Origin of the sequence: Streptomyces sp. NBC_00459 (assembly GCF_036013955.1) — a bacterium.
Taxonomy (GTDB): Bacteria; Actinomycetota; Actinomycetes; order Streptomycetales; family Streptomycetaceae; genus Streptomyces.
Genome location: NZ_CP107903.1, coordinates 4,311,106 through 4,335,137, shown reverse-complemented (window position 1 = coordinate 4,335,137; position 24,032 = coordinate 4,311,106). Strand labels below are relative to the sequence as shown.

Below are 24,032 nucleotides of genomic sequence, written 5' to 3'. Positions count from 1 at the left end.
TCCCGACTGCACAGTTGAAGCACGGCAGGCGCCGTCAGGCCGAGGAAACTACGCCCCCGCCCGCTCCCCCCCGCCGCCTCCCCAGCAGCTCCGCCAGCCCCCGCCGGGTCGCGGCCAGTACCACCCGGTCCTCCGCCCGCAGCACATACGTCGCCGGCAGATCCCACACCAGCCCCGACGGACGCCCGTCCGCGCCGACGGCACCCGCCCCCGTGTCCAGTGCCAGCACCCGCCACGCCCCCGCCCGGAACGCCTCGCCGACCGTCAGTCCCTCCAACTGCGCATGCCCGCCCACCCGCATCGCCGCGAACAGCAGCACCCGTCGCTCGACGGGAATCGTGCCCAGGATCTGCGTCTGGCGCCCCATCATCGCCCCGGCGAACGCGGGCGCCGCCAGATGCGACACACTCCGGCTGCGGGTGGTGGCGCCGGGGTGCGCGGCCCGCAGGGTGCGGTACACGGCGGTGGCGAAGTCGTCGTCGTACAGGCGCAGGACGACGCGCAGGTCGGGCCGTACGGAACGCCCGTACAGCACCGCTTCCAGGTTCGTCGTGTCGGCGCTGGTGAGGGCGAGGAGCGCCTGCGCACGGCTGATCTTCGCGGCCTCCAGGACACCCTCCTGGGTCACGTCGCCCAGCACCACCGGCACCCGCAGCCGCCGCGCCGTGGCGAGCCCGCGCGCGTCGGGATCCGCCTCGACGCACACCACCGGGATGTTGAGCTCGCGCAGACGGGTCAGCACCCGCGTTCCGATCTTGCCGAGCCCGAGCAGCACCACATGCCCGCTCAGCCCACGCGGCGGACGCCGTACCGCGGACCCGCTGCGGAACGTACCGAGCGCCTCCAGCACGGCGGCCAGCAGTACCGGCAGCAGCAGCAACCCGACCAGCCCGGACAGGAGTTGGAGGATCTGGCGGGTCGTCGAGGCGCCGAGCGCCGGATCGTTGATGGCGAAGAGGTCCAGGAGGGTCAGATACGTCGCGTGGACGGGATGCTCGCCCGTCGCGACCGTCAGCGCGACAGCGAGAGCGATCACACAGCCGACCATCCCGGCCAGCGACCACCGCAGCCGCCGGGAGAAGAGGGAGGCGAACGGCGGCACCACGCCCCGGCCGCCCGACATCGACGCCCCGGAGTACGCGTACGCCACCTGCTGGAGCACGACCGTCGCGCGCCCGGTCGCCGCCGCGACCGCCGCCTCGTCGGGGAGCAGCTGGGGCCCCTGGTCGCCGCTGCCCTCCGAGCCGTCAGCGCCGGCCGGGTCGCTGCTCGTGGCGGAGAGCAGGGCGAGTGTGTACAGGCCCGGGTCGGCGACCTCGCCCGGCGCCGGAGGCAGCCGTTCGACCGCGCGCAGCAGCAGCCCGTCGGTCTGAACGACCTTGCTGGTACCGGTGATCGCGGTGGCGGCGAGTGCCGGGGCGGCGGTGTAGGCGTCGGACAGGACGGTGGTGGACGCGTCGGAGCGGTGGTCCGGATAGCCGCCGCCGTCACCGGTGTTGTCGGCCGCCGCCGCCAACGCCGATGCCTGGTCGAGGAGTTCCCCGATGTGCTGGCCCAACCGCCGGTTGTAGAGCCGGAGTACGAGCTGTAGTCGTGGATTGAGTCGGCGGGCGGTGAGCGCGGCGCGGATGTTGGTCTCGTCGTCGTCGTACACGAGGGCCAGGGCGGCGGCCCGCTCCGCACCCGCCTCGGCGAGCACCGCCTCGGTCAGCTCGACGGCCTCCAACACCCTTTCCCGTAGCCCGGGTTCACCATCACGGCCGGCACCACTGCCCGCACCGGTGGTTCCACCCGTGGTCCCAGTCGTGGGTCCACCCGTGGTCCCGTTTCCCGCCGCCCGGTTGACGACGGCGGTCATCCGGTCGAGCAGCGCCGACGCGGTTCCGGCGGCCCGGACGACCACCGGTGGCCGTACGTTCCGTTCCGAGGGCGGGACGACGAGCGTGACCTGCTCTCCGTACACGTTGCGGAGTTCGTGGGCCAGCCGGTGCGCGAGCCCGTCGTCGCCGCACACGATCATGTGAGCGGCGGGATCACCCGTACCCGGCGCGTTCGGCCCGCTCTGACTCGGAAGGTTCCCCAGGATCGCCACGAGGGGAAAGACTGCCTCACCGGGACGAGTGGTTGCAGACCGGGGTTGCCGACGGACCGTCAGGCCACCCCGCTGCGCCCCACGATGTCTCCCGCCCGGTCGATACAGATCACGTCGACCGCGACGGGCGCCCCGCGCAGCACCGCGAGGGCCTCGTCGCGTGCGGCCACCGCGACCAGGTCGCCGAGCGGGACACCTGCCGCCGTGCACAACTGGAGTGCCGCGAGGCCGGTGTTGGCGTCCGCGACCTCGGCGGCCAGCGTCTCGCTCGCGCCGCCGCGCCGGGCCAGTTCCGCCAGGAGTCCCTTGTCGACCTGGGAACGCGCGGAGTGCAGGTCGAGATGACCGGCCGCCAGCTTCGACAGTTTCGCGAACCCGCCGCAGATCGTGAGCCGTTCGACGGGATGCCGTCGTACGTACTTCAGCACCGCCCCCGCGAAGTCGCCCATGTCGAGCAGGGCTTCCTCGGGGAGCCCGTACGCGGCCACGACCGTCTTCTCCGAGGTCGAGCCGGTGCACCCGGCGACGTGGGTGTGTCCGGCGGCCCGGGCCACGTCCACGCCCCGCCGGATCGAGTCGATCCACGCCGAGCAGGAGTACGGGACCACGATCCCGGTGGTGCCGAGGACGGACAGCCCGCCGAGGATGCCGAGCCGCGGGTTCCAGGTGGACCGGGCGATCTCCTCGCCGTGGTCGATGGAGACGGTGATCTCGACATCGCCCCCGCCCCCGATCCCGCTTCCGTTCCCGTCTCCGCCCCCGTGCAGGGCGGCCACCCGGCCGATGTGGTCGCGCATCAGCTGCCGGGGGACCGGGTTGACCGCCGGTTCACCGACCGGCAGCGGCAGCCCGGGGCGGGTGACCGTGCCGACGCCCGGACCGGCCCGGAAGACGACGCCCGACCCGGCGGGCAGCAGACGTACGGTCGCCCGGACCAGCGCGCCGTGGGTGACGTCCGGGTCGTCGCCCGCGTCCTTCACGATGCCCGCCATGGCGTACGAGCCGGTCAGCTCCTCGGTGGCCAGCGCGAACGCCGGTGTCTGCCCCCTGGGCAGCGTGATCGTCACCGGGTCGGGGAAGTCCCCGGTCAGCAGGGCGGTGTACGCCGCTGTCGTCGCGGCGGTCGCACAGGCGCCGGTGGTCCAGCCGGGGCGCAGACCGGTGTGCTTGAGTTGGGCGCCGCGCCCGCCCTTGGCCTCGGCCGCACCACTGCTCATCGCCACTCGCCGCTCATGAAGGGAACCCGGTTCTCGTGCCGCACGTACTGATCCTGGGCGGAACCACCGAGGCCCGCCGCCTCGCGGAGCTCATCGCCGCCGGTACGGGGTTGCCCGCGCTCCGGGTGACGAACTCCCTGGCCGGACGTGTCTCCACGCCCCGACTGCCGCCCGGCGAGGTGCGCGTGGGTGGTTTCGGCGGGGCCGAGGGGCTCGCCGAGTGGCTGCGCGCGCACCAGGTGGACGCTCTCATCGACGCCACCCACCCCTTCGCCGAGACGATCGGTTTCCACGCGGCACGGGCCGCCGCCGCAGCCCATGTTCCCCTGCTCGCGCTCCGGCGCCCCGGCTGGGTGCCGGTCGAGGGCGACGACTGGCACGAGGTCGGCTCCCTGGAGGAGGCCGCCGCGCTGCTGCCCGCGCTGGGCCGACGGGTGTTCCTGACCACCGGGCGCCTGGGCCTGGCCGCCTTCGCCGTCCCCGCGCTGGACGAGCTGTGGTTCCTCGTCCGTTCCGTGGACGCGCCAGAGCCCCCGCACCCGGCCCGCATGGAGGTGCTGCTCGACCGCGGCCCCTTCACCCTCGACGGCGAGCCCGGCGAACGCGGCGAACCCCGCAAACCCGGCGAACGCGAGCTGCTGCGCCGCCACCGCATCGACGTCGTCGTCACGAAGGACAGCGGCGGCCCGGCCACCGCCCCGAAGCTGACGGCGGCGAGGGAGGCAGGGCTGCCGGTGGTCGTCGTACGCCGCCCGGCGGTGCTGGAGGGCGTACGGGTGGCCGACGGCCCGGAGCAGGCCCTGCACTGGCTGATGTCTCGATACTCCTGACCGAAACCTGTCGGGAGCTTTACTGCACATTGATTGCAGGTAACTGTCGATGGCAGAAGGCTGGAGCGATGAGTCGTGAGGAGTGGATCAGGGTCGGCGGCATGGCCGCGTTCATCGTGGCGCTGCATGTCATCGGCTGGTTCACGCTCGTGGCGATCGTCGCGCCCGAGCACTACAGCGTGGGTGGGAAGGCCTTCGGTATCGGTATCGGCGTGACCGCCTACACGCTCGGTATGCGGCACGCCTTCGACGCCGACCACATCGCCGCCATCGACAACACGACCCGGAAACTGATGAGCGAGGGGCAGCGCCCGCTGTCCGTCGGGTTCTGGTTCTCGCTCGGCCACTCCAGCGTCGTCTTCGCCCTCGCCCTGCTGCTGTCACTGGGCGTCAAGGCCCTCGCCGGCCCCGTCCAGGACGACGACTCCCACCTGCACGCCGTCACCGGCCTCATCGGTACGACCGTCTCCGGGACGTTCCTCTACCTCATCGCCGGCATCAACCTCGTCATCCTGGCCGGCATCTGGAAGGTCTTCCGGCGGATGCGGACCGGCCACTTCGACGAGGACGCCCTCGAAGAGCAGCTGAACAGCCGGGGGTTCATGAACCGGCTCCTGGGCCGCTTCACGAGGTCGATCACCAAGTCGTGGCAGATGTATCCGCTGGGCCTGCTCTTCGGCCTCGGCTTCGACACGGCCACCGAGGTCGCGCTCCTGGTGCTGGCCGGTTCGGGCGCGGCCTCGGGGCTGCCCTGGTACGCGATCCTGTGCCTGCCCGTCCTCTTCGCGGCCGGGATGTCGCTGCTGGACACGATCGACGGCTCGTTCATGAACTTCGCGTACGGCTGGGCCTTCTCCAAGCCGGTCCGCAAGGTCTACTACAACCTCACGATCACCGGCCTTTCGGTCGCCGTCGCGTTCATCATCGGCACGGTCGAGATACTGGGCCTGATCGCCGACCAGGCGGATCTCCACGGCCCGTTCTGGGACCAGGTCTCCGGCCTCGACCTCAACATCGTCGGCTACGTCATCGTCGGGCTGTTCTTCGGGACCTGGGCCGTCGCCCTGGTGGTGTGGAAGGTCGGCCGGATCGAGGAGAGGTGGACGTCGGGACTGGCCCCACGGGAGCCCGCGGAGGCGGAGGCGTAAGCCCCCCTCCTGGCGCCCCTGTCAGCCCTTATCGTCCCTGTCACTCCACTTCGCTGGCGATCGCGTTGACGGCCGCCGCCGCGATGGCGCTTCCGCCCCGGCGCCCCCGTACGACCAGATGCTCCAGCCGGGACGGGTGCCCGGCCAGCGCTTCCTTCGACTCGACCGCGCCCACGAAGCCCACCGGAACGCCGATCACGGCGGCCGGGCGGGGCGCGCCCTCCTCGATCATCTCCAGCAGCCGGAAGAGCGCGGTGGGCGCGTTGCCCACGGCCACCACGGCACCCTCCAGCCGGTCGCGCCACAGCTCCAGCGCGGCGGCGCTGCGCGTGGTCCCGAGTTTCGCCGCCAGGTCCGGCACCGCCGGGTCGGTGAGCGTGCAGAGGACCTCGTTGCCGGCGGGGAGCCGCTTGCGGGTGATGCCGCTGGCCACCATCGAGACGTCACAGAGGACGGGGGCGCCCGCACGCAGGGCCTCGCGGGCGCGGGCGACGACGCCGGGGGTGTAGCCGAGGTCGCCCGCGAGGTCGACCATCCCGCAGGCGTGGATCATCCGTACGGCGACCTGGGCGACGTCGGCGGGCAGCCCGGCGAGGTCGGCCTCGGCGCGGATGGTGGCGAAGGACTGGCGGTAGATCGCGGCGCCGTCCTTCTCGTACTCGAACACTGTGCTCTCACTCATCCGTCCGTCGACGTCCGTGCTGCGGGCCGCCGGTGATTCTACGAACGAACGAACGGAACGGTCCGGCCCGCGCCCCTCGCCATTGCCTCCGGACGGTTGATTCTCTGAAAGTGAGAAGCTAATTTACGTTGACAGAGAAGGTCGAAATCACTGCGGAAAAACTGCGGAACCACTGTGCAGTCACTGCGGACCACTGCGGAGGAACGTCATGGAACGGGACGACCTGATCCTGATCAGCGTGGACGACCACATAATCGAGCCGCCGGACATCTTCGTGAACCACCTCCCGAAGCGGTATCTGGACGACGCTCCGAAGCTGGTCCACCGCGACGACGGCAGTGACGTGTGGCAGTTCCGCGACAGCACCATCGGCAACGCCGCGCTGAACGCGGTCGCCGGGCGGCCCAAGGAGGAGTACGGCCTCGACCCCCAGGGCATGGACGAGATCAGGCCCGGCTGCTACGACGTGCACGAGCGCATCAAGGACATGAACGCCGGCGGTGTTCTGGCCCAGATGAACTTCCCCTCCTTCCCCGGCTTCGCGGCGCGTCTGTTCGCCACGGAGGACGACGACTTCTCGATGGCGCTGGTGCGGGCGTACAACGACTGGCACATCGACGAGTGGTGCGGTGCGTACCCGGGCCGCTTCATCCCCATGGCACTGCCCGCGATCTGGTCGGCGGAGCTGTGCGCGGCCGAGATCCGCCGGGTCGCGGAGAAGGGCTGTCACAGCCTGACCTTCCCGGAGAACCCGGCGGCGCTGGGCTACCCGAGCTTCCACGACGAGTACTGGAACCCGGTGTGGCAGGCGCTGTCCGACACGAACACGGTCATGTCGGTGCACATCGGTTCCTCGGGCAGGCTCGCCATCCCGGCGGTCGACTCACCGCCGGACGTGATGATCACGCTCCAGCCGATCAACCTCGTCTCGGCGGCGGCCGACCTGCTCTGGTCCAGGCCTGTCAAGGAGTACCCGGACCTGAAGATCGCGCTGTCGGAGGGCGGCACGGGCTGGATCCCGTACTTCCTGGAGCGCGTCGACCGCACCTTCGAGATGCACGCGACGTGGACGCTCCAGGACTTCGGCGGCAAGCTGCCGTCCGAGGTGTTCCGCGAGCACTTCCTGACCTGCTTCATCAGCGACGACCTCGGTGTGAAGCTCCGGCACGAGATCGGCATCGACAACATCTGCTGGGAGGGCGACTACCCGCACAGCGACTCCATGTGGCCGGACGCGCCGGAACAGGTCCACGGCGTCCTGGAGAAGCACTCCGTCCCGGACGAGGACACCGTCAGGATGACCCACGAGAACGCGATGCGCTGGTACTCCTTCGACCCCTTCTCCCACATCCCGAAGGACCGGGCCACTGTCGGCGCACTGCGCAGGGCGGCCGAGGGCCACGACGTCAGCATCCGCTCCCGGAGTCGCCAACTGACGGAGCCGGTGGACAAGTTGGAGTCGTTCAGGTCCCGGGCACGGGCGGCGGTGGCGGCTGCCGCTGCGGCGGGCAGGTAGGCAACCGGGCAAGGCGGGCAGGCGGAGCGGATCGGCTTGTACCGTCGGTCCGGTGCCGTCCGTCCGGCGGCACGAACGATCCGCGAGACGACGGTGGCCGGTTCCCCCGACAGGCGCCAGGAGCCGACTCCACGGGTTGGGCCATGGTGGAAAACCACCAGCACTTGCCGATTACGGCCCACGACTTCAGGGTCGTCTCTTCCTACGGTTGCCGTATGCCAACCACACGACAACTGCTGAGTACTGTCCAGGTGGCGCGGTTCGTGGCCCAGGGTGTCCTGCGTCTCGACGGCATCGTGCCCGGGGAACTCAACAAGGAGGCGCCCGGCGTCTTCGCGGAGGGGCTGCCCTCCGTGCCGTACGGCACCCCTGTGCCGAAGGCGTTCCCCGAGGGATCCTTCGCCCGGCGACTCGTCGAACTCCCCGCCGTCGCGGGCGCGTTGGAGAGCCTGGTGGGTGCGGATCCGACCGTCGACCATCACCACGTGCACACGCGTGAACCGCGTGAGGGCAGTGCGCAGCCGCTGCACGCCGACGCCCTCATCGATCTGCGGACCGATGCCTTCGACGTGCAGCTCATGTACTACCCGCAGGAGGTCACCGCGGACATGGGCGGCACGCTCATCGTCCCGGGCAGCCATCTGCGCCGGACCAACGAGTCCGACACCGGCCGCTACCAGAACCTGCGCGGCCAGACCCGGCTGACCTGCCCCGCCGGCACGGTCATCCTGCTGCACCACGGCATCTGGCACGGAGGCCGGCGCAACGAGAGCGACATCGTCCGCCACATGTACAAGATCCGGTTCAACCCGACCGTGCCGCAGGTACGGCTCTGGGACACGGGGGACCTGCACGACCCGGCTGTGCGTGAGGAGTTGGGACACACCTTCCCCTGGTACGAGCACGCCACCGCCAGGCTGGAGATCCACAACCGGATCAGGCTCTGGCGCTTCCTGTCCGCCGATCCCGACTTCGACATCGAGTACTGGGCCACCCGCATCACCAACCGGCCTGCGCAGAGGAGAAGCGCGTGACCACTTCGACCACCGTGCGGCAGCAGGTCCTCGTCCTGTACCTCGCCACATCGGCCCTCGACTCCCCGGTCGTCGGCTGGGCCCGCTACGACGGCACCGGCGCGACCCGACCCACGACGGGGGACAGCGACGAGCCGCCGTACGACACGGGCGTCGCCGCCCTGGAGGACGGCTGGCGCCTCTTCCAGGCCGCCCAGCTGATCCCGCCCTACCCGGGGGCGGAACACGAGACGTCGTTCCTCAAGCACGAGTTCTTCTTCGAGAAGCTCGTACAGACCGGTTGAGGCAGGATCCGGGCATCAAAGAACCCGACCGCTGGCGACGGGGGATGCACCAGCGATCGGGCTCTGGCCAAGGGTAACAAGACTGCATGCTCAGTGGGAGTCGAGTGCTCCCCTATGACGACCAGTTGTGACTGGGATCACTCTCATTCACCCCTGCTTCAGTACAACCGTTTCCGTGGACCGCAGTCGACAGTGAGCAAGCGCTTCTCGGTGTCGAGCAGTTCGGGGATCATGAAGCATGCGCCCGGATGACTGGTACCTCACCGAAGACGTCGACGAGTTCCTCGCCCGAGCCGGGGATTTCCTGCGGTCACGGCCCGCCCTGCACACCACCGCGCTGACCACTTTCGAGAAGCTGAGAACGGGCGGAGCGGTCGCGGACGCCGGCGAAACCCCCCTCTTCGGTCGGCTGGAGCGATCGGGCGAGGTCAGCGCCGTCTTCTACCGCTTCACCCGGAGAAACCTCCTGAGCGTCACCCCCCTCGACCCCGAGCAGGCCGACGGCCTCGCCGACCGCCTGGCCGACCTCGGTCACCGGTTCCCAGGGGTCAGCGCCGAACACGGCACCGCCACCGCTTTCGCCGATGCCTGGCAGCGGCGCACCGGCGCGACGCCGGCGTTCCGCACCGCGATCAACCTGTACCGCCTCGGCACCCTCACCCCGCCCCAGCCGGTCCCGGAGGGCCGGGGCCGACCCGTGGGCGAGGACGAGCACGAGCACCTCATGCAGTGGTGCCGTGAGCTCGCGAAGGACCTCAAGGAAGACGTCACCATCAACGCCGACACCTGGGCCGGCACCCGCTTCGGCGAGAAGCGCTACACCTACTGGGAGACCCCGGACGGCACCCCCGTCTCCATGGCGGGCGTGAACCCGATGGTCGCCGGCCATGTCCGGGTCGACCCCGTCTACACCCCGGCCCACCTGCGCGGTCACGGCTACGCGGGCGCCGTGACGGTCGAGGTCGGCCGCGCCGCGCTCACTGCGGGCGCCACGGACGTCGTGCTGTACGCGGACCCGGCCAACCCCACCAGCAACGCCCTCTACCGGCGCATCGGCTACCGCAAGATCGCCGACTGGGGTGTGTACGACTTCGCGTGAGCGGAGAGAGTGAGCGGGGAGAGCGGAGGACAGGTCCCGCCTGTTCTCTACTCCTCGCACGGAGGCTCGTACGACAGTCGCGGCAGATACTCGTGCCACTTCTCCGCCGTCAGGACCCCCCGGGTCGTCGAGCAGATGTGGGTGACCGCCGCGTCGACGTCGAGGTTCCACAGCCGGACCGTGTCCGCGCCGCTCGACACCCCGACGATGCCGCCGCGGGGGCTGAACGCCAGGAAGTTGCCCGTCTTGGCGTTGGGACTCATCGACTGGCCGATGGACGTGGCCCTCGACGGATCGCTGACGTTCCAGAGCCGGACACCGTTGTCGTTGCCGCCGCTCGCCAGTACCTCTCCGCCCGGGCTGAACGACAGTGACTCGACCGCCTCGGTGTGCCCGGTGAGAGGAGAGCCCAGGCTGTGCGTCTCGGCCGGGTCGGTGACGTCCCAGAGGCGGACCGTGCCGTCGTCGCTCCCGCTGGCCAGCGTACGGCCGTCCGGACTGTAGGCGAGCTCGTTGACCGGACCGAGGTGTCCCTTGAGCGCCTTGCCGAGAAGGGTGGCCCTCGACGGGTCGGTGACGTTCCAGAGCCGGATCGTGCCGTCCGAACTGGAGCCGGCCAGCGTGCGGCCGTCCCGGCTGAAGACGAGGGAGCTGACGTAGCCCTTGTATCCGGTGAGCTGGGAGCCCAGCGGACGCAGATGGGCCGGGTCGCTCGCATCCCACAACTGGATGGTGAAGTCCTCGTAGGCCGTGGCCAGTGTGCGTCCGTCCGGGCTGAACACCACCGAGGCCGCGAACCGGGTCTTCAGTCCGACGGGGGGCGCCCAGGCGACGGGATGCTTCGGGTCGCCGACGTTCCACAGCTGCACCGTGCTGTTTCCGGACGCCATCGCGAGCGTACGGCCGTCCGGGGAGAACACCGGTGTCCGTACCTCACCCTCCCCGGGAGTGAACGGTTCGCCCTGTGCCACGGGGTGGTCGGGCCGTTCCACGTTCCACAGCCGCATCTGTCCGTCGCGTGAACCCGTGGCGAGCAGCTTGCCGTCCGGACGGAACACGCCGAGCCGGCCGATCATGTCCGACGTCGGCAGCGACCACAGCCGGACCCTGCTGTCGCCGCTGCCCGTGGCGAGCGTACGGCCGTCGGGGCTGAAGCCCAGCGCGTACATCTCGCCACTGCTGCCCGCGAGGGGTTCGCCGACCTGCGAGGGGTACTGCGGGTCGCTGACGTTCCACAGGCTCGCCGTGCTGTCCGCGCTGGCGGCGGCCAGTGTGGACCCGTCCGGGCTGAAGGCCACCGACCAGATCGCGTCGGTGTGGCCGGTGAGCGGCGCGCCGAGCTGGGCGGCGTGCGCGGGGTCGGACACGTCCCACAGCCGGATCGTGTCGTCCGCGGCGCCGCTGGCGAGCGTGCGGCCGTCGGGGCTGAAGGCGACGGAGTGCACCAGGTCCGTGTGCCCGGTCAGCTTCGTGTCGTACTGCTTCGGGTCGCGTGGTTTCGACACGTCGTACAGCCGGATCGCGTTGTCGTCGCCGCCCGCCGCCAGTGTCCGTCCGTCGCGGCTGAACGCGATCGCGCGCACCGCGGCGCCCGCGCCGGTGAGGGCGCCGATCGACCTGGGGCGGGCAGGGTCGGCCATGTTCCACAGGCGGACCGTGCGGTCCTCGCCGGCCGAGGCGAGCGTACGGCCGTCCGGGCTGAAGGCGATCAGATAGATCGTGCCGTCGTGGCCGGTCAGGGGCGCGCCGAGGGAGCGTGGATGTGCGGGGTCGGACAGGTCCCACCGGCGGATCGTGCCGTCGTCGCCCGCGCTGACCAGGGTGCGGCCATCGGGGCTGAAGACCGCACTGCTCACCCAACTCGCGTTCCCTGCAAGGGGTTTGCCGATCGGCTTGGGGTTCGACGGGTCCGCCACGTTCCACAGGCGTACGGTCCTGTCGTAGCTGGCGGTGGCCAGGAGCCGCCCGTCCGGGCTGAACGTGGTGAGGTAGACGGCGCCGGTGTGGCCGATCAGCGGGGTGGACAGCGGGGTGTTCACGATCGAGATCAGCCGGCTGCGGGTGCTCGCGTCGTCCGGGCGAAGCTCGTGGGCGACCAGACTGAGCTGCGCCGACAGCGACGGGTCCGTGTACTGGACGCGGTCGGCCTCGGCGAGCACGTTCTCGAAGACCGCGTCGTCGCGCTGCTGCCGGGCGATCAGCGCCGCACCCGCGGCCAGCAGGGCCAGCACGACCACCGCGGCGACGGCGGCGCGGCTGATCAGGACGGTCCGCCGACGCAGCCTGACCGAGGCGGCCAGGAACTGTACGGCGCTGCGGGTCAGGAAGGTGTCGCCGGCGGACTTCGCCCAGGTGTGCGCCTGCTCCAGCCGGGAGCCCCGGTAGAGGAGGGAGGAGTCGCGCTTCGACTCCTCCCAGGATCTGCTGTCGTCCTCCAGGCGCTGGCGCAGCAGGTTGCCGCCCCGGTCCTCCTCGATCCAGTCGCGCAGGCGCGGCCAGGCGTGCAGCAGCGCCTCGTGGGTGATCTCCACGCTCTCCGCGTCGAGCGTCACCAGCCGGGCCCGCACCAGCGCTTCGAGGGACTCCTCCGTCTTGCCCGGGTCCGTCGACTCGGCCGCCAGCTGCCGTCGCGTACCGCGTCTGCGGGTGGCCTGGGTGTCCTCGCCCAGCCGGACCAGCCGCAGCAGCAGCTGCCTCGCCGCGGTGCGGGCCGCCGGGTCGAGGCTGGTCCAGGCGTGCTCGGCGGTCGCGGCGACCGCTCCCTGGATGCCGCCGGCCGCGCGGTAGCCGGACAGAGTCAGCCGGCCCGCCTTGCGGCGCTGCCAGGTGGCGAGCAGGGCGTGCGAGAGGAGCGGCAGGACGCCCGCGTCGTGCTCCCCCATGGCCCGAAAGGCGTGGGAGGTACCTCCACCGCGTGGTCCGCCGGTGCTCACCTCCCGCACGATCAGCTCCGCGAGCCCCGGTTCGAGCTCCAGGCCGACGGCTCTGGCGGGGCCGCTCACCGCCTCCCGCAGCTCGGCGGTGGTCAGCGGTCCGAGGACCATGTGCCGGTGCTGGAGCGCGTCGGCGAGTTCGGGATGGCGCAGGCACTGGTCGTAGAAGTCGGCGCGGATGCCGAGGACGACGAGCGCGGGCGCCCCCTCGCCGAAGCCGGCCCGCTCACCGGGTCCGGGGGGCGACGAAGCGGCGTGCAGGACCTGGATGAAGGTGTTGCGGACCGTCTCGTCGAGACAGAGGGTGAACGTTTCCTCGAACTGGTCGACGATGACGACGGGGCGGGCGGGGGCGGCGGTCGAGGAGTCGGGGGCGTCGCGGCGGGCCCAGGCGGTGACCGTCTCCCGTACCGAATGGGCGAATTCGGGCGTTCCGGGCTCGGCGGCCGGCTCGCCGGCGGGGGACAGGATCTCCGAGAGCCCGGGTATGCGGCGGGTCAGTTCGGCGAGGGGATCACTGCCCGGGACGAGCTGAAGGACCTCGCGGGCCGGCTCACCCGGGCCGCCCAGCGCCCCCTCCTGCAGTGCGGGCACCAGGCCGGCGCTCAGCAGGGAGGACTTGCCTGCCCCGGAGGCGCCGACGAGCATGACGAGACCCCCCGTGGCCGTGTCGGCGGTCTCCGCCGCGCGGAGCTGGGCGACGAGGGTGTCGGTGCTCCGCTCCCGGCCGAAGAACCACCGGGTGTCCTCCAGGCGGTACGCGGCGAGGCCCCGGTAGGGACACACCCCGCCCGGCACGGCCGTGACCTCGGCGGCGGGCGGCTCCTCCTCGTCCAGGGACCCGGTGACCCGGTCGCCGACCGGGTCGGCGACGGCACGCTCCCACAGGCGCTGCCACTGGACCATGTCGTACAGCCCGGGGGAGACGGGCACGGGCCGGTCGCGCCGGGCCTGCGGGACGAGGACACTCAGTACGGCGGCGAGGGCGGCGAACTGGGCGGGCACGTTCTTCGCCCGCCGCCAGTCGCTGATCCGCTGGACGGAGACGCGCACGGGGCGCCCGCGTTCGTCGACCCGCTGCAACTGGGCGACGGCCTCGGCCACCCGTTTGAGGGGAGGATTACCGGCCTCCTTGTACAGCAGCGAGAGCCGCTCCGCGAAGGCCGTGCGTGGCCCTGAGTCGGAACTCAAGGTCTCCACCCCTTACTTCCCCCGCGTGGTCGTCCGGTGTCATCCGGACCGGAAAATCCATTCTATACGGCTGACCTGCGGTTAAGCCGTCCGTCCTGCACCGGAACCTCCTCTCCTGGAGCCCTGGATGGCAGGATCATGACGCAACAAGGAACCAGCCACGTGGCGTCCACCCGGACCACCAGCGCAGCGATCCCCGGGGCGGCCAGGGAACCGAACGTTCTCGGCCAGATCCCGTCGGACATCGCCGGCCGGGGTGTCGGTCGCACCACGCGGGCCCGAGATCCGTGGAACCGGCACCGTCCGGGCCTCCCGGATTCCCGTCCATCGTTCGGCACCGGTCCCCACGTGGGGAGGGACCGGTGCCGAACGGCGTTGTGGGCGCAGTACGGTGCCGGTATGCGCAGGGCCTTGTTGGGGGAGAACCGTTGAGCGCTCGGATTCTGGTCGCCGAAGACGACGAGATGCAGTCCCGCCTGATCCGGATCTATCTGGAACGGGAGGGGAACGCGGTACAGGTGGTGGCCGACGGCCGAGCGGCCCTGGAGCGGGCCCGCTCGACCCGGCCGGACCTCATCGTGCTGGACGTGATGCTGCCCGTGGTCGACGGGCTCGACGTGTGCCGCATCCTGCGCACCGAGTCGGACGTACCGATCCTGCTGCTCACCGCCCGCACCACCGAGGAGGACATGCTTCTCGGCCTCGACCTCGGCGCCGACGACTACCTCACCAAGCCGTACAGCCCCCGCGAGCTGACCGCACGGGTGCGCGCTCTGCTGCGCCGGTCCCGGAAGGCGGGCGCTGCGGTGCAGTCGTCGGTGCTGCGGGTCGGCGAGATGGAGCTGGACACGGCGCGCTTCGAGGTACGGATGGCGGGCCGGCCGGTGGTGCTGACCTCCAAGGAGTTCTCCATCCTGGAGACCCTGGCCCGCGAACCCGGCCGCGTCTTCACCCGGGCCCAGATAATCGAACGCGTCTTCGGCTATGACCGGGATGTACTGGAGCGCACGGTCGACGCCCACGTCATGAACTTACGCCGGAAACTGGAGGCGGAGAGTCCGGGAAGACCCCGGCTGCTGGAAACGGTGTACGGGCGGGGCTACCGTCTCGCGGACGGTTCGACAGCGCCCTGAAGGGGCGCGGCGGAGCGCGGCAGCACGATCGTGAACGTCGTCCCCGCGCCCACCGCACTGCGGACGTCGATCGTGCCCCGGTGATCGGTGACGATCTGCCGGGCGATCGACAACCCCAGGCCGCTGCCGCCCGTCGCGCGCCCCCGGGACGCGTCCGCGCGCCAGAAGCGGTCGAAGAGGTGGGGCAGGTCCTCCGGCGATATCCCCTTGCCGGTGTCCCGGACCTCCACGACGGCCAGCTCGCCGCGGGGCATCACGGCCAGGCTGACCGAGCCGCCCGCCGGGGTGGCCCGCAGCGCGTTGCCGACCAGGTTGCCGACGACCTGGCGCAGCCGGTCCGGGTCCGCGGTGACATGGACGGACGCCGGAGCCTCCACGAGCAGCGCGACACCCGCCGCCTCAGCCTGGGCGTGATGGGCCCGGCGCCCGGCCTCCAGGAGGTCGCGCAGGTCGACGTCGGCGGGGTGATAGGTGAGCGCACCCGCCTCCGCGAGGGCGAGATCCTGCAGGTCGTCCACGATCCGCTGCTGGAGCAGGGCCTCCCGGTGGAGGGAGTCGAGCAGTTCGGGGGTCGGGTCGACGACCCCGTCCCGCAGTGCCTCCAGATATCCGCGCAGGTTCGCCAGTGGGGTGCGCAGCTCGTGCGCGATGTCCCCGGTGAGCCGGCGCTGTCGTTCCTCGCCGGCCTGGATCGAGTCGGCCATCCGGTTGAAGGCGCCGCCGAGCTGCGCGATCTCGTCCCGCCCGGAGACCGGCACCCGGCGCCCGAGGTCGCCCTCGCCGAGTCCCTTCGCGGCGACCGTCATGGCCCGTACGGGACGCAGGACCGCGCTGCTCAGCAGCAGTGCGCCGGCGATGACCGCGAGGGCGACGCCCGCCGCGACGGCCATGGTGGGCGCGGCGGCCAGGGTGGGCGCCGACTCGTTCCGCACGCCGAGGCGGACCTCCAGGCGGGGCGGGGCGACGGAACCGATCCGCTCGTTGAACACCCGTTGCAGACAGGCGGCGAAGCGCTGTTCGGCCTCGCAGGGCTGAAGGGCGACCAGGTCCGCCGGGGTGAGCGGATCGGCCGACTCCTTCGGCGCGGGGCACTGCGCGGGCCGCCGGTCGGCCTTGATCCGGGGGATGCCCAGATTGTCGGGGCGGGCGGTCGGCTCGGCTCCGGCCCGGGTCAGACAGACCGCGTAGGTCATCTCGGCGCGGTAGTCGGAGATCGCCGTGGCGACCTGCTTCATCGAGATCCGGCGCACCTGACCCGCGGGAACCTTCAGTACGGGCCGCGGGTCCACCAGGACCGCGGGCTGGCTGCTGGGTTCGCGTGGCGTACGTCCGGCCAGGGCGTCCGAGTCGGTGAGCAGGACGTCGGACTCCGTGGCGACCCGGATGCGCTGGCCGGTGTCCTGGGCGAGGGAGGCCACCGTGGGCGAGAGCCCGTCCCAGGTCCCGTGGGTGAATCCGTACGTCCGGAGCTCGCCGGTGATCCGGGAGACTTCCTGTCGGCCTGCCGTGACGGTCTCCTGGACCTGGCGGTTCGCCTGTCGCAGGGTCAGCCAGCCGGTGGCGGCGGTGGCGGCCATGGCGACCAGCGTGAGCAGGCCGAGTACCCGGAGCCGGAAACTCATCGGCGTGACCCTTTCGGTGTGGATTCCCCTGGAACCCGGTGGATCGCAAGAGGGCGGTGTCAGCCAGAAGGCCTCAGGAGTGGCGAAATTCCTCCCGGATCGATTTCAGCCTCTGATGTATCAGAAACGGACAGCTCCAGGCGGAATTATTTCTTCAGCATGAATGTCCGGTGATCGTACTTAAGCCACCGACACCCCAGTTGTCACAGGGGGTGCAGGGGTCGCTGCTCTGCAGCGCGACGAATCACATACAGGGGGTATGAAATGAAACGTCGACTCGCGGCAATCGTTCCCGCACTCGCGGCCGTTGCCATCGCGGTTCCGCTGTCCATGGCCACGCCGGCCGCCGCGCACGCCGCATGCGGCACCACGGTCTCGGACAAGGACAGCAGTTCCTGGGGCAAGACGGCCAACGGCGCCAACGAGCGCAGCGGCTCCAGCACCAGTTGTACTGCCAAGGGCGTCGCCTACAACACCCAGACGCTCGACTACCACTGCTACACCGCCGGCAACGACGGCTACACCTGGACGTTCCTCAGGAACGACTCGACGGGTGTCACCGGCTGGGTCCGGGACGACCTGCTGAGCGACGGTGGCAGCTTCGTCAGCTGTGGCATCTAGTCCGTCCGGTTCAGTCGGACCGGCCGGTACATTCAGCACGGCCGGACCGGTGAAATAGCGTGACAGCGGGGGCGGTCCCGAATTCCGGGGCCGCCCCCGCTCCGCACCACCGGAGCGTCGGCCAGAACGCCCGGTGGTGGTCATGTGCCGGCCAGCGCCTCTGTCGGAGCCAGCCGGCTCGCCCGGACCGCCGGATACAGGCCGGCGATCATGCCGATGAGCAGGGTCGAGCCGATGCCCGCGAAACTGGCCCAGGCCGGGACGACCGTCGGCCAGTCGCGGCTGAGGGCGTAGCCCGCCGTGATGACCGTGCCGAGCACCGTCCCGCCCAGCCCGCCGATGAGGGACAGCAGCAGCGACTCCGTCACGAACTGCGTCCGGATCTGGCCCCGGGTCGCCCCGAGAGCGCGGCGCAGACCGATCTCCGGCCGCCGTTCCAGCACCGAGATGACCATGGTGTTGCCCACGCCCACACCCCCGACGAGCAGCGCGACCCCGCCGAGCCCGAGCAGCAGCCCGGTCAGCGCCGACTCGGTGGCCTCGCGGGCCGCGAGCGCGTCGGAGGGCCGCGAGATCCGCACCTCGCCCGGCTTCTCCGGGTAGGCCGTGGCCGGCAGCACCGCCCGTACGGCGGCCACCTGGCTGTCCTCGGCACGCACGTACACCGTCGACGGATGACCGTCGAAGCGCAGATAGCTCCGGGCCGCCTGCCAGCCGACCAGCGCGGCACTGTCCAGCTCCGGCGCCAGCGGTACGGGATCGAGGACACCGATCAGCGAGAACCAGCGGCCGCCGATCCACAGCCGGGTCCCCGGGGTGTACACGTCCAGGCGCTGTGCGGCCGTGGCACCCAGCACGACCGCCGGGTACTTGTCGGTGGCCGAGTCCAGCCAGCGGCCCCGGTTGACCTTCCCGCCCACGGCCGGCAGCAGATCGGTGTCCGACGCGAGCACGGTCAGCGAGTTGGTCCGCCCGATGGCGATGCGCTCGTTGCGGTACACGCTGGCGCTGACCGCGCCGGTGGCGGTCACCTGCTCCACGGGCGGGATGCGCCGGACCATCGCGACAGCCTCGTACGGCAGCTTGGCCTTCTCGCCCGCGAGGGACTCGCCGGGGGCGACCCGCAGCAGGTTCGTCCCGAGGGCATCGAGCCGCCGGTCCACCTCCGCCTGCCCGGACCCGGAGATCCCGACCACCGCGACCATGGCGGCGACCCCGATGGCGATCCCGAGCGCGGACAGGAACACCCGCAACGGCCGCGTCCGCAGCCCGGTCCCACCGAGCCGTACGACATCGGCGGGCCGCAGCCGCGCGGCGCGCAACGGCCTGGGCCTGTCCAAGGGGTCGGTCACCGATGAGCCCCGATCGTCGTACTCGAACTCGAACTTGTGCCGGTGTTCTGCAGGGTGTCGTTGATCAGCCGGCCGTCGCGCATCTCGATACGGCGGGGGAGTTGGCCGGCGATCTCCAGGTCATGGGTGATGACCACGACCGTCGTACCGGCCGCGTGCAGTTCGCGCAGGAGTTCCAGTACGGCGGCTCCCGACACGGAGTCGAGGTTGCCGGTCGGCTCGTCCGCCAGCAGGACCGACGGCTCGCCGACCACCGCACGGGCGACCGCGACCCGCTGCCGCTCGCCCCCGGAGAGCTGGTGCGGCAGATGCCGGACGCGATGGCTGAGCCCGACCCGGGACAGCGCGGACGCTGCCCTGGCCCGGCGGCGGCGCATCGGCATGCCCGTGTACAGCAGCCCGTCCGCCACCGAGTCCAGCACCGGGACACCGACGGCCAGATGGAACTGCTGGAAGACGAAGCCGATCCGGGTGGCCCGCAGCGCGGAGACCTCACGGTCGGACAGCTTCGCCACGTCGTACCCGTCGACCAGGACCCGCCCCGCCGAGGGCCGGTCCAGGCTCCCCATGAGATGCAGCATGCTCGACTTGCCGGACCCGGACGGCCCGACCACCCCGACCAGTTCGCCGCGCCCGATCCGCAGACTCACGTCACGGACGGCGGCGACCCCGCCGGGATAGGTCTTGGAGACGGCGTCGAACTCGACAACAGGCGTCGACACGACGGCAGTTGACGCGACGGAGGTTGACGCGGCCGGAAGTGAAGGCTCACTCACTCGGGAATCCTCACCTTCATGCCCTCGGTGACCCCGGACCCGCTGACCTGCACGTTCCCGTCGGCGAAGAGTCCCGTCCGCACCGCGACGAACCGGCCGTCCTCGGTCTCCAGCCCGTGTCCGCCCTCGGCGAGCGCGACCAGCGCGGCGACCGGCACACTCAGCACGTCCTTGACCTCGCGGCCCACGTACTCGACGGTGACGGGCCCGCTCTCCAGCCGTCCCACGGACTTCTGGTCCGCGATGGTGATGGTCACCGGCAGGGTGGCCGCGCCCGCTCCCGACTCGCCCTCGGTGCTGCCCCCCTCGGGCGCGCTGGCCTGCCGCCCGACCGAGGCCACCTCGCCCTTCACGGACTTCCCGTCGGGCAGCGCGATCCCGACAGCCGTGCCGCGTACGGCCCAACTGGCGTCCGCTGCCGAAGCGTTGACGACGACCTTGCGTGAGGTGCCGGTGTACGTCAGCGTGTCCTCGCCGACGGTCTCACCGAGCCGGGTGCCCGGCTGGCCGATCCGTACCTTGCCGGCGGAGTAGATGACGTCCCCGGCACCGACGGTCCCGGTCTCGGCCAGCCCGAGCGACTTCTGCCAGCGCTTGACCGCCTGCGCGGTGGCGTCGGTGAACTTCTCGTCCACGGTGAAGCCGGTGTAGCCGAGTGTGGCGAGGTTGGTCTCGAACTGCAGGACGTCCATACCGGTGAGCGGCGCGGGCGCACCGGCTCCCGTTCCCGTTCCTGTTCCCGTGCTGGGGGAGGGGGAAGCGGAGGGGGCGGCGGCGTCGGTCCCGGTGTCGGACTGCCCGGCATCGGAGGCCCCGGTGTCGGACGCGGTGGCGGTGGCGGTGAGGCCGAGATCCCGGTACATGGGCATCGACCCGTACAGCAGCACCACGGGGCGGTCGTCGACCCGCAGCAGCGTGTCACCGCGCTCCATCGTCGCGCCCTGCTGGGGCAGCCAGGTCACCGTGCCCGTCGCCTTCACCGGCAGCGGTATCTCCGTACCGAAGCCCAACTGCCCGTCCACGTCGGTGCGTTCGGTGAGCGTCGTCCGGGTGACCGGAACGACCGAGCCGGCCCGGGGCGGTGCGCTCGGGCGCTCCTCCTCGCCGCCGCCGAGCCCGAGAGCCCCGACCACGGCGACGGCCGCCACGACGACCACGGCACAGGCGATGAGCGCCGTACGCCGGCCGCGCACCCCGCGGGGCGGCTCGGTGTCCGCCGGTTCGGTGCCGTCGTCGAAGTGGGTCATGGTGTCCGTCTCCGCCACGGTCAGCCCTTGCCGGGGGCGGCGGTCGCCGGAACGCCGACGATCGGCCCGCAGATACGGATGGCCCGCTTGGCCCCGGCCGACGTCTGGTCCCACTCGCCCTGGCCCATACCGTCGGCACCCGGGTCGGGGAAGTCGGCGGCGCCGTTCTTCTGCATGCAGGTGGCGTACTCCTGCTTCACCTTGATCTGAGCGGCGGTGAGCGCGGGCTGGTTGCCCTTCTCGACGCTCTCGGGAACGGCCGTCAGAAACTTGGCGCACGCCTCCGAGGCGGCCTGGAACTTCGCGTCCTTCTTCAGGGCCCGCACGTTGTCGCCGCCGCCGAAGTCGATGTTCCCCTTCGCGTCCGGGTCGGGTGCGTCGATCCCGTTGTCCCGCAGACACTTCACGTACTTGCCCTGAGCCGCGACGTAGGCGGCCACATCGTCGCCGGAGCCGTCCCCGGCCGACGAGCCGGACGCCGTGGTCGCTCCCCCGCTCGCCGCCGTGGGGACCTTCGAGCCACCGTCGTCGCCTCCGCAGCCGGTCACCGCGAAAGCCATGACCGAGGCCGCCACGGCCAGCAGTACCCGATTCGTCCTCATCGGTTCTCCCCGTCCTCCTGTCGTACCCGGCCACGAACGCGGCGGGCAGTGCCCGACGGTAGAACGGACATGATGAAGAACTCTTGAAGAACCTGTCATCCGATCATGCGACCGGAAAAACGGAGGAGAGGGCGGAGGAGAGGGCGGACGGAGAGCGGAGGCCGCGAGGCCCTCGACGACGGCGTTTCGTCCGGCGAGGATCGGTCCGTACGACGCCGATCGGGGAGGGCCGGGTATGAGGGCGATCGTGGTGGGGGCGGGTATCGGCGGGCTGGCCGCGGCACAGACCCTGCGCGCGGCCGGCCACGAGATCACCCTCGTCGAGCGGACGCGGCGTTTCACCGAGATCGGCGCCGGTGTCCAGCTCGCGCCCAACGCCACCCGCGTACTGCGTCGGCTGGACCTGCTCGACACGGTCGCCGCCCGGGCCGTCCACCCCTCCCGGCTGTCCTTCCGCACCTGGTCGGACGGCACCGAGATCTGCGGCCACGTGCTGGGCCCCGAGGTCGAGGACGAGTTCGGGGCGCCCTATCTGCAGGTCCACCGGGCCGACCTGCACCAGGCGCTGGCCGCCCGGATCCCGCCCGGCTCGGTGCGGCTGAACACGCGGGTCGTGGGCATCGACCAGGACGACAGAGCCGCCTACGTGACGACAGCCGACGGCGAGTGCCTGGCCGCGGACCTCGTCGTCGCCGCCGACGGGGTGCGGTCCGCCGCCCGCCAGTGGCTCTTCGGCGCCGACGAGGCCGTCTTCTCCGGCACCGCCGCCTACCGGGCGCTGCTCCCGGCCGCCGAGGTGGCCGACCTGGACCTGCCGGAGTACGCGCTCTGGCTCGGACCCGGCCGGCACGTCGTCCACTACTGGGTGCGCGGCGGTGAACTCCTCAACCTGGTCGCCGTGTTCACGACGGAGGCGGCGCACGAGTCGTGGACCGCCCGGGCGGAACCGGGCGAACAACTCCGCGAGTTCGCCGGCTGGGACCGCCGGGTGCTCACCGCCCTCGAACGCGCGGGGCAGGTGTTCCGGTACGGCATCAACACCCGTACCCCGCTTGCCCGTTGGAACATCGGCAGGGTGACCCTGCTCGGCGACAGCGCCCACGCGATGGTGCCGTTCCAGGCCCAGGGAGCCGCCCAGGCGCTCATGGACGCGGCGGTCCTCGGCGACTGCCTCGCGGACACGGCACCGGCGGAGGTCCCGGACGCACTCACCCGGTACGTACGCCGACGGCTCGCCACCGCGACGAGGGTGCAGGCCCGTTCGGCGAGCGCGGGCGACGCCTACCACCTGCCGGACGGGCCGGAGGCCGAGGCCCGGAACGCCGGGATGGTGGCGTACGGGAGCGAGAACAGGTTCGGCCCGCACGCGACGGCGTGGCGGGACGACGTACTGGAGGAATGAGTGGTCGTAGGGCCGAGTGGCCGTCCCTCAGGCCCGCCCACGTGTCTCGGGGGCGCGTCTCGCCAGCGAGTCGAAGATCACCGCGGTGATCAGCACCCCACCCGTGATCATGAACTGCACGGCCGTCTCGACACCGAGCAGCGCCATGCCCGAGGCGATCGACTGGATGATGAGGACCCCCAGCAGCGCGGACCAGGTCGAGCCGCGTCCGCCGAACAGACTGGTGCCGCCGATGACGGCGACGGCGTTGATCAGCAGCATGCCGGAGCCCGAGACCGGGCTCGCCGAGGTGAACCGCGACGCGACGAACAGCCCGCCGACCGCCGCCAGCGTCCCCGACACCATGAACACCGAGATCCGTACGCGCGTCACGTCCACCCCGGCCCGCCGTGCCGCCTCCACCCCGCCGCCCAGGGCGAGGACCTGCCGCCCGTACGGCGTGCGGCGCAGCAGCAGGTCCGAGGCGACGATGACCCCGAGGAAGATCAGCAGCGCCAGCGGCAACCCCTCGAAGCGGCCCAGAACGGAGACCGTGGCGAACGCGACGGCGGCGAGAAGGGCCGTACGCACCCAGATCTCGGCCACCGGCCGGCACGGCATCCCGGCGCCGGCGCGACGGCCGCGGTTGCGCAGCGAGACGAGCAGATAGCCGGCCGTGCAGAGCGTCGCCAGGCCGTACGTGAGGACGGGAGCGCTGAAGTAGCGGCTGGTCAGCGTGGCGACCAGTCCGTCCTCGCTGAAGTGGATGGAGCTGTCCGGGCCGAGCAGGTAGAGCATCAGACCGCTCCAGGCCAGCAGCCCGGCGAGGGTGACGACGAAGGCGGGTACGCGGAACCGGGCGAACAGGAACCCGTGGATGGCGCCGATGGCCGTACCGCAGATCACCGCGATGACCACGGCGAGCCATTCCGTCATACCGAGGTTCACGTTCAGGGCCGCGAACACGGCCCCCGCCAGACCGGCGAGCGACCCCACCGACAGATCGATCTCGCCGATCAGCAGCACGAAGACGATGCCGACGGCGACCATGCCGGTCCCGACGATGTCCACGCTGAGGACGGAAAGATTGCGCGGCGACAGGAAATGGTCGTTGAGGCACTGGAAGACCACCCAGGTCACGACGAGCGCGAGAAGCACCGGGGCAGGCCCGAGCCCCCCTTCGCGCACCTTGCGACGCACTGCGTCGGCGCAGGCCACGAGACGCGACTTCACTTTCACGGCCACACCTCCCACCGCCGCACCTTTCACCCC

General features: G+C 71.3%; 19 protein-coding genes. 9 read left to right on the top strand and 10 right to left on the bottom strand.

Going from position 1 to position 24,032, the window contains the following annotated elements; translation table 11 throughout:
• Nucleotides 1-34: 34 nt before the first annotated feature.
• Complete coding sequence (locus OHN74_RS18905; RefSeq protein ID WP_327700179.1) at nucleotides 35-2,020, bottom strand: potassium channel family protein; 1,986 nt, start codon at nucleotides 2,018-2,020, stop codon at nucleotides 35-37.
• Between the two features lie 131 nt (nucleotides 2,021-2,151).
• On the bottom strand, nucleotides 2,152-3,309 hold the full coding sequence (locus OHN74_RS18900) for a cobalt-precorrin-5B (C(1))-methyltransferase (protein WP_327695731.1): 1,158 nt from the start codon (nucleotides 3,307-3,309) through the stop codon (nucleotides 2,152-2,154).
• 35 nt (nucleotides 3,310-3,344) lie between these two features.
• Between OHN74_RS18900 and OHN74_RS18895 the strand changes: the two genes are divergently transcribed.
• On the top strand, nucleotides 3,345-4,139 hold the full coding sequence (locus tag OHN74_RS18895) for a cobalt-precorrin-6A reductase (RefSeq protein WP_327695730.1): 795 nt from the start codon (nucleotides 3,345-3,347) through the stop codon (nucleotides 4,137-4,139).
• Between the two features lie 29 nt (nucleotides 4,140-4,168).
• Complete coding sequence (locus OHN74_RS18890) at nucleotides 4,169-5,287, top strand: HoxN/HupN/NixA family nickel/cobalt transporter (protein WP_443060408.1); 1,119 nt, start codon at nucleotides 4,169-4,171, stop codon at nucleotides 5,285-5,287.
• 40 nt (nucleotides 5,288-5,327) lie between these two features.
• On the opposite strand, the gene OHN74_RS18885 is transcribed toward OHN74_RS18890, so the two are convergent.
• Nucleotides 5,328-5,969: a precorrin-8X methylmutase gene (locus tag OHN74_RS18885; RefSeq protein WP_327695728.1), complete on the bottom strand. Its 642-nt coding sequence runs from the start codon at nucleotides 5,967-5,969 to the stop codon at nucleotides 5,328-5,330.
• 208 nt (nucleotides 5,970-6,177) lie between these two features.
• Here OHN74_RS18885 and OHN74_RS18880 point away from each other — a divergent pair, with 208 nt between their 5' ends.
• The 4 genes from OHN74_RS18880 to OHN74_RS18865 all read left to right on the top strand — a co-directional run bounded on the left by OHN74_RS18880 (nucleotide 6,178) and on the right by OHN74_RS18865 (nucleotide 9,902).
• Nucleotides 6,178-7,485 (top strand): amidohydrolase family protein, encoded by a 1,308-nt coding sequence (locus tag OHN74_RS18880; RefSeq protein WP_327695727.1) that lies wholly within the window; start codon nucleotides 6,178-6,180, stop codon nucleotides 7,483-7,485.
• Between the two features lie 215 nt (nucleotides 7,486-7,700).
• Nucleotides 7,701-8,519 carry a phytanoyl-CoA dioxygenase family protein gene (locus OHN74_RS18875; RefSeq protein ID WP_327695726.1) on the top strand — a complete coding sequence of 273 codons (819 nt, stop codon included), beginning with the start codon at nucleotides 7,701-7,703 and terminating at the stop codon, nucleotides 8,517-8,519.
• Nucleotides 8,516-8,803, top strand: coding sequence for a hypothetical protein (locus tag OHN74_RS18870; RefSeq protein WP_327695725.1), 288 nt, complete (start codon nucleotides 8,516-8,518; stop codon nucleotides 8,801-8,803). The genes OHN74_RS18875 and OHN74_RS18870 overlap by 4 nt, the downstream gene beginning before the upstream one ends.
• A 238-nt stretch (nucleotides 8,804-9,041) precedes the next feature.
• Nucleotides 9,042-9,902, top strand: a complete 861-nt coding sequence (locus tag OHN74_RS18865; RefSeq protein ID WP_327695724.1) for a GNAT family N-acetyltransferase — start codon at nucleotides 9,042-9,044, stop codon at nucleotides 9,900-9,902.
• A gap of 47 nt (nucleotides 9,903-9,949) precedes the next feature.
• On the opposite strand, the gene OHN74_RS18860 is transcribed toward OHN74_RS18865, so the two are convergent.
• Nucleotides 9,950-14,035, bottom strand: coding sequence for a WD40 repeat domain-containing protein (locus OHN74_RS18860; protein WP_327695723.1), 4,086 nt, complete (start codon nucleotides 14,033-14,035; stop codon nucleotides 9,950-9,952).
• A gap of 419 nt (nucleotides 14,036-14,454) precedes the next feature.
• Here OHN74_RS18860 and OHN74_RS18855 point away from each other — a divergent pair, with 419 nt between their 5' ends.
• On the top strand, nucleotides 14,455-15,159 hold the full coding sequence (locus tag OHN74_RS18855) for a response regulator transcription factor (protein ID WP_327695722.1): 705 nt from the start codon (nucleotides 14,455-14,457) through the stop codon (nucleotides 15,157-15,159).
• Here OHN74_RS18855 and OHN74_RS18850 read toward each other — a convergent pair.
• Nucleotides 15,126-16,781, bottom strand: a complete 1,656-nt coding sequence (locus OHN74_RS18850; protein WP_327695721.1) for a sensor histidine kinase — start codon at nucleotides 16,779-16,781, stop codon at nucleotides 15,126-15,128. The two genes, OHN74_RS18855 and OHN74_RS18850, sit on opposite strands and share 34 nt — an antisense overlap.
• A gap of 264 nt (nucleotides 16,782-17,045) precedes the next feature.
• On the opposite strand from OHN74_RS18850, the gene OHN74_RS18845 reads away from it, so the two are divergent.
• On the top strand, nucleotides 17,046-17,402 hold the full coding sequence (locus tag OHN74_RS18845; protein ID WP_327695720.1) for an SH3 domain-containing protein: 357 nt from the start codon (nucleotides 17,046-17,048) through the stop codon (nucleotides 17,400-17,402).
• A 140-nt stretch (nucleotides 17,403-17,542) separates the two neighbouring features.
• Here the strand turns inward: OHN74_RS18845 and OHN74_RS18840 are convergent, their stop codons facing one another.
• From OHN74_RS18840 to OHN74_RS18825, 4 genes are read right to left on the bottom strand one after another with little or no spacing between them, the layout of a single operon-like run.
• Entirely contained in the window at nucleotides 17,543-18,754 is a 1,212-nt protein-coding gene (locus OHN74_RS18840) for an ABC transporter permease (protein WP_327695719.1), read from the bottom strand.
• Nucleotides 18,751-19,476 carry an ABC transporter ATP-binding protein gene (locus OHN74_RS18835; protein ID WP_327695718.1) on the bottom strand — a complete coding sequence of 242 codons (726 nt, stop codon included), beginning with the start codon at nucleotides 19,474-19,476 and terminating at the stop codon, nucleotides 18,751-18,753. The genes OHN74_RS18840 and OHN74_RS18835 overlap by 4 nt, the downstream gene beginning before the upstream one ends.
• Nucleotides 19,477-19,526: 50 nt before the next feature.
• Nucleotides 19,527-20,795, bottom strand: coding sequence for a peptidoglycan-binding protein (locus OHN74_RS18830; RefSeq protein ID WP_327695716.1), 1,269 nt, complete (start codon nucleotides 20,793-20,795; stop codon nucleotides 19,527-19,529).
• A gap of 2 nt (nucleotides 20,796-20,797) precedes the next feature.
• Nucleotides 20,798-21,379, bottom strand: a complete 582-nt coding sequence (locus tag OHN74_RS18825; RefSeq protein ID WP_327695715.1) for a hypothetical protein — start codon at nucleotides 21,377-21,379, stop codon at nucleotides 20,798-20,800.
• A gap of 235 nt (nucleotides 21,380-21,614) precedes the next feature.
• Here OHN74_RS18825 and OHN74_RS18820 point away from each other — a divergent pair, with 235 nt between their 5' ends.
• Nucleotides 21,615-22,781, top strand: a complete 1,167-nt coding sequence (locus OHN74_RS18820; protein WP_327695714.1) for an FAD-dependent monooxygenase — start codon at nucleotides 21,615-21,617, stop codon at nucleotides 22,779-22,781.
• A 27-nt stretch (nucleotides 22,782-22,808) separates the two neighbouring features.
• Here OHN74_RS18820 and OHN74_RS18815 read toward each other — a convergent pair whose 3' ends face one another.
• Nucleotides 22,809-24,029: a sugar ABC transporter permease gene (locus tag OHN74_RS18815; protein ID WP_443060562.1), complete on the bottom strand. Its 1,221-nt coding sequence runs from the start codon at nucleotides 24,027-24,029 to the stop codon at nucleotides 22,809-22,811.
• Between the last annotated feature and the right edge of the window lie 3 nt (nucleotides 24,030-24,032).

Coding starts and splice junctions, on each gene's coding strand:
- OHN74_RS18850 (WP_327695721.1), bottom strand. CDS start 16,781: ATGAGTTTCCGGCTCCGGGTACTCGGCCTGCTCACGCTGGTCGCCATG.
- OHN74_RS18905 (WP_327700179.1), bottom strand. CDS start 2,020: ATGATCGTGTGCGGCGACGACGGGCTCGCGCACCGGCTGGCCCACGAA.
- OHN74_RS18880 (WP_327695727.1), top strand. CDS start 6,178: ATGGAACGGGACGACCTGATCCTGATCAGCGTGGACGACCACATAATC.
- OHN74_RS18820 (WP_327695714.1), top strand. CDS start 21,615: ATGAGGGCGATCGTGGTGGGGGCGGGTATCGGCGGGCTGGCCGCGGCA.
- OHN74_RS18845 (WP_327695720.1), top strand. CDS start 17,046: ATGAAACGTCGACTCGCGGCAATCGTTCCCGCACTCGCGGCCGTTGCC.
- OHN74_RS18900 (WP_327695731.1), bottom strand. CDS start 3,309: ATGAGCAGTGGTGCGGCCGAGGCCAAGGGCGGGCGCGGCGCCCAACTC.
- OHN74_RS18825 (WP_327695715.1), bottom strand. CDS start 21,379: ATGAGGACGAATCGGGTACTGCTGGCCGTGGCGGCCTCGGTCATGGCT.
- OHN74_RS18875 (WP_327695726.1), top strand. CDS start 7,701: ATGCCAACCACACGACAACTGCTGAGTACTGTCCAGGTGGCGCGGTTC.
- OHN74_RS18885 (WP_327695728.1), bottom strand. CDS start 5,969: ATGAGTGAGAGCACAGTGTTCGAGTACGAGAAGGACGGCGCCGCGATC.
- OHN74_RS18865 (WP_327695724.1), top strand. CDS start 9,042: ATGCGCCCGGATGACTGGTACCTCACCGAAGACGTCGACGAGTTCCTC.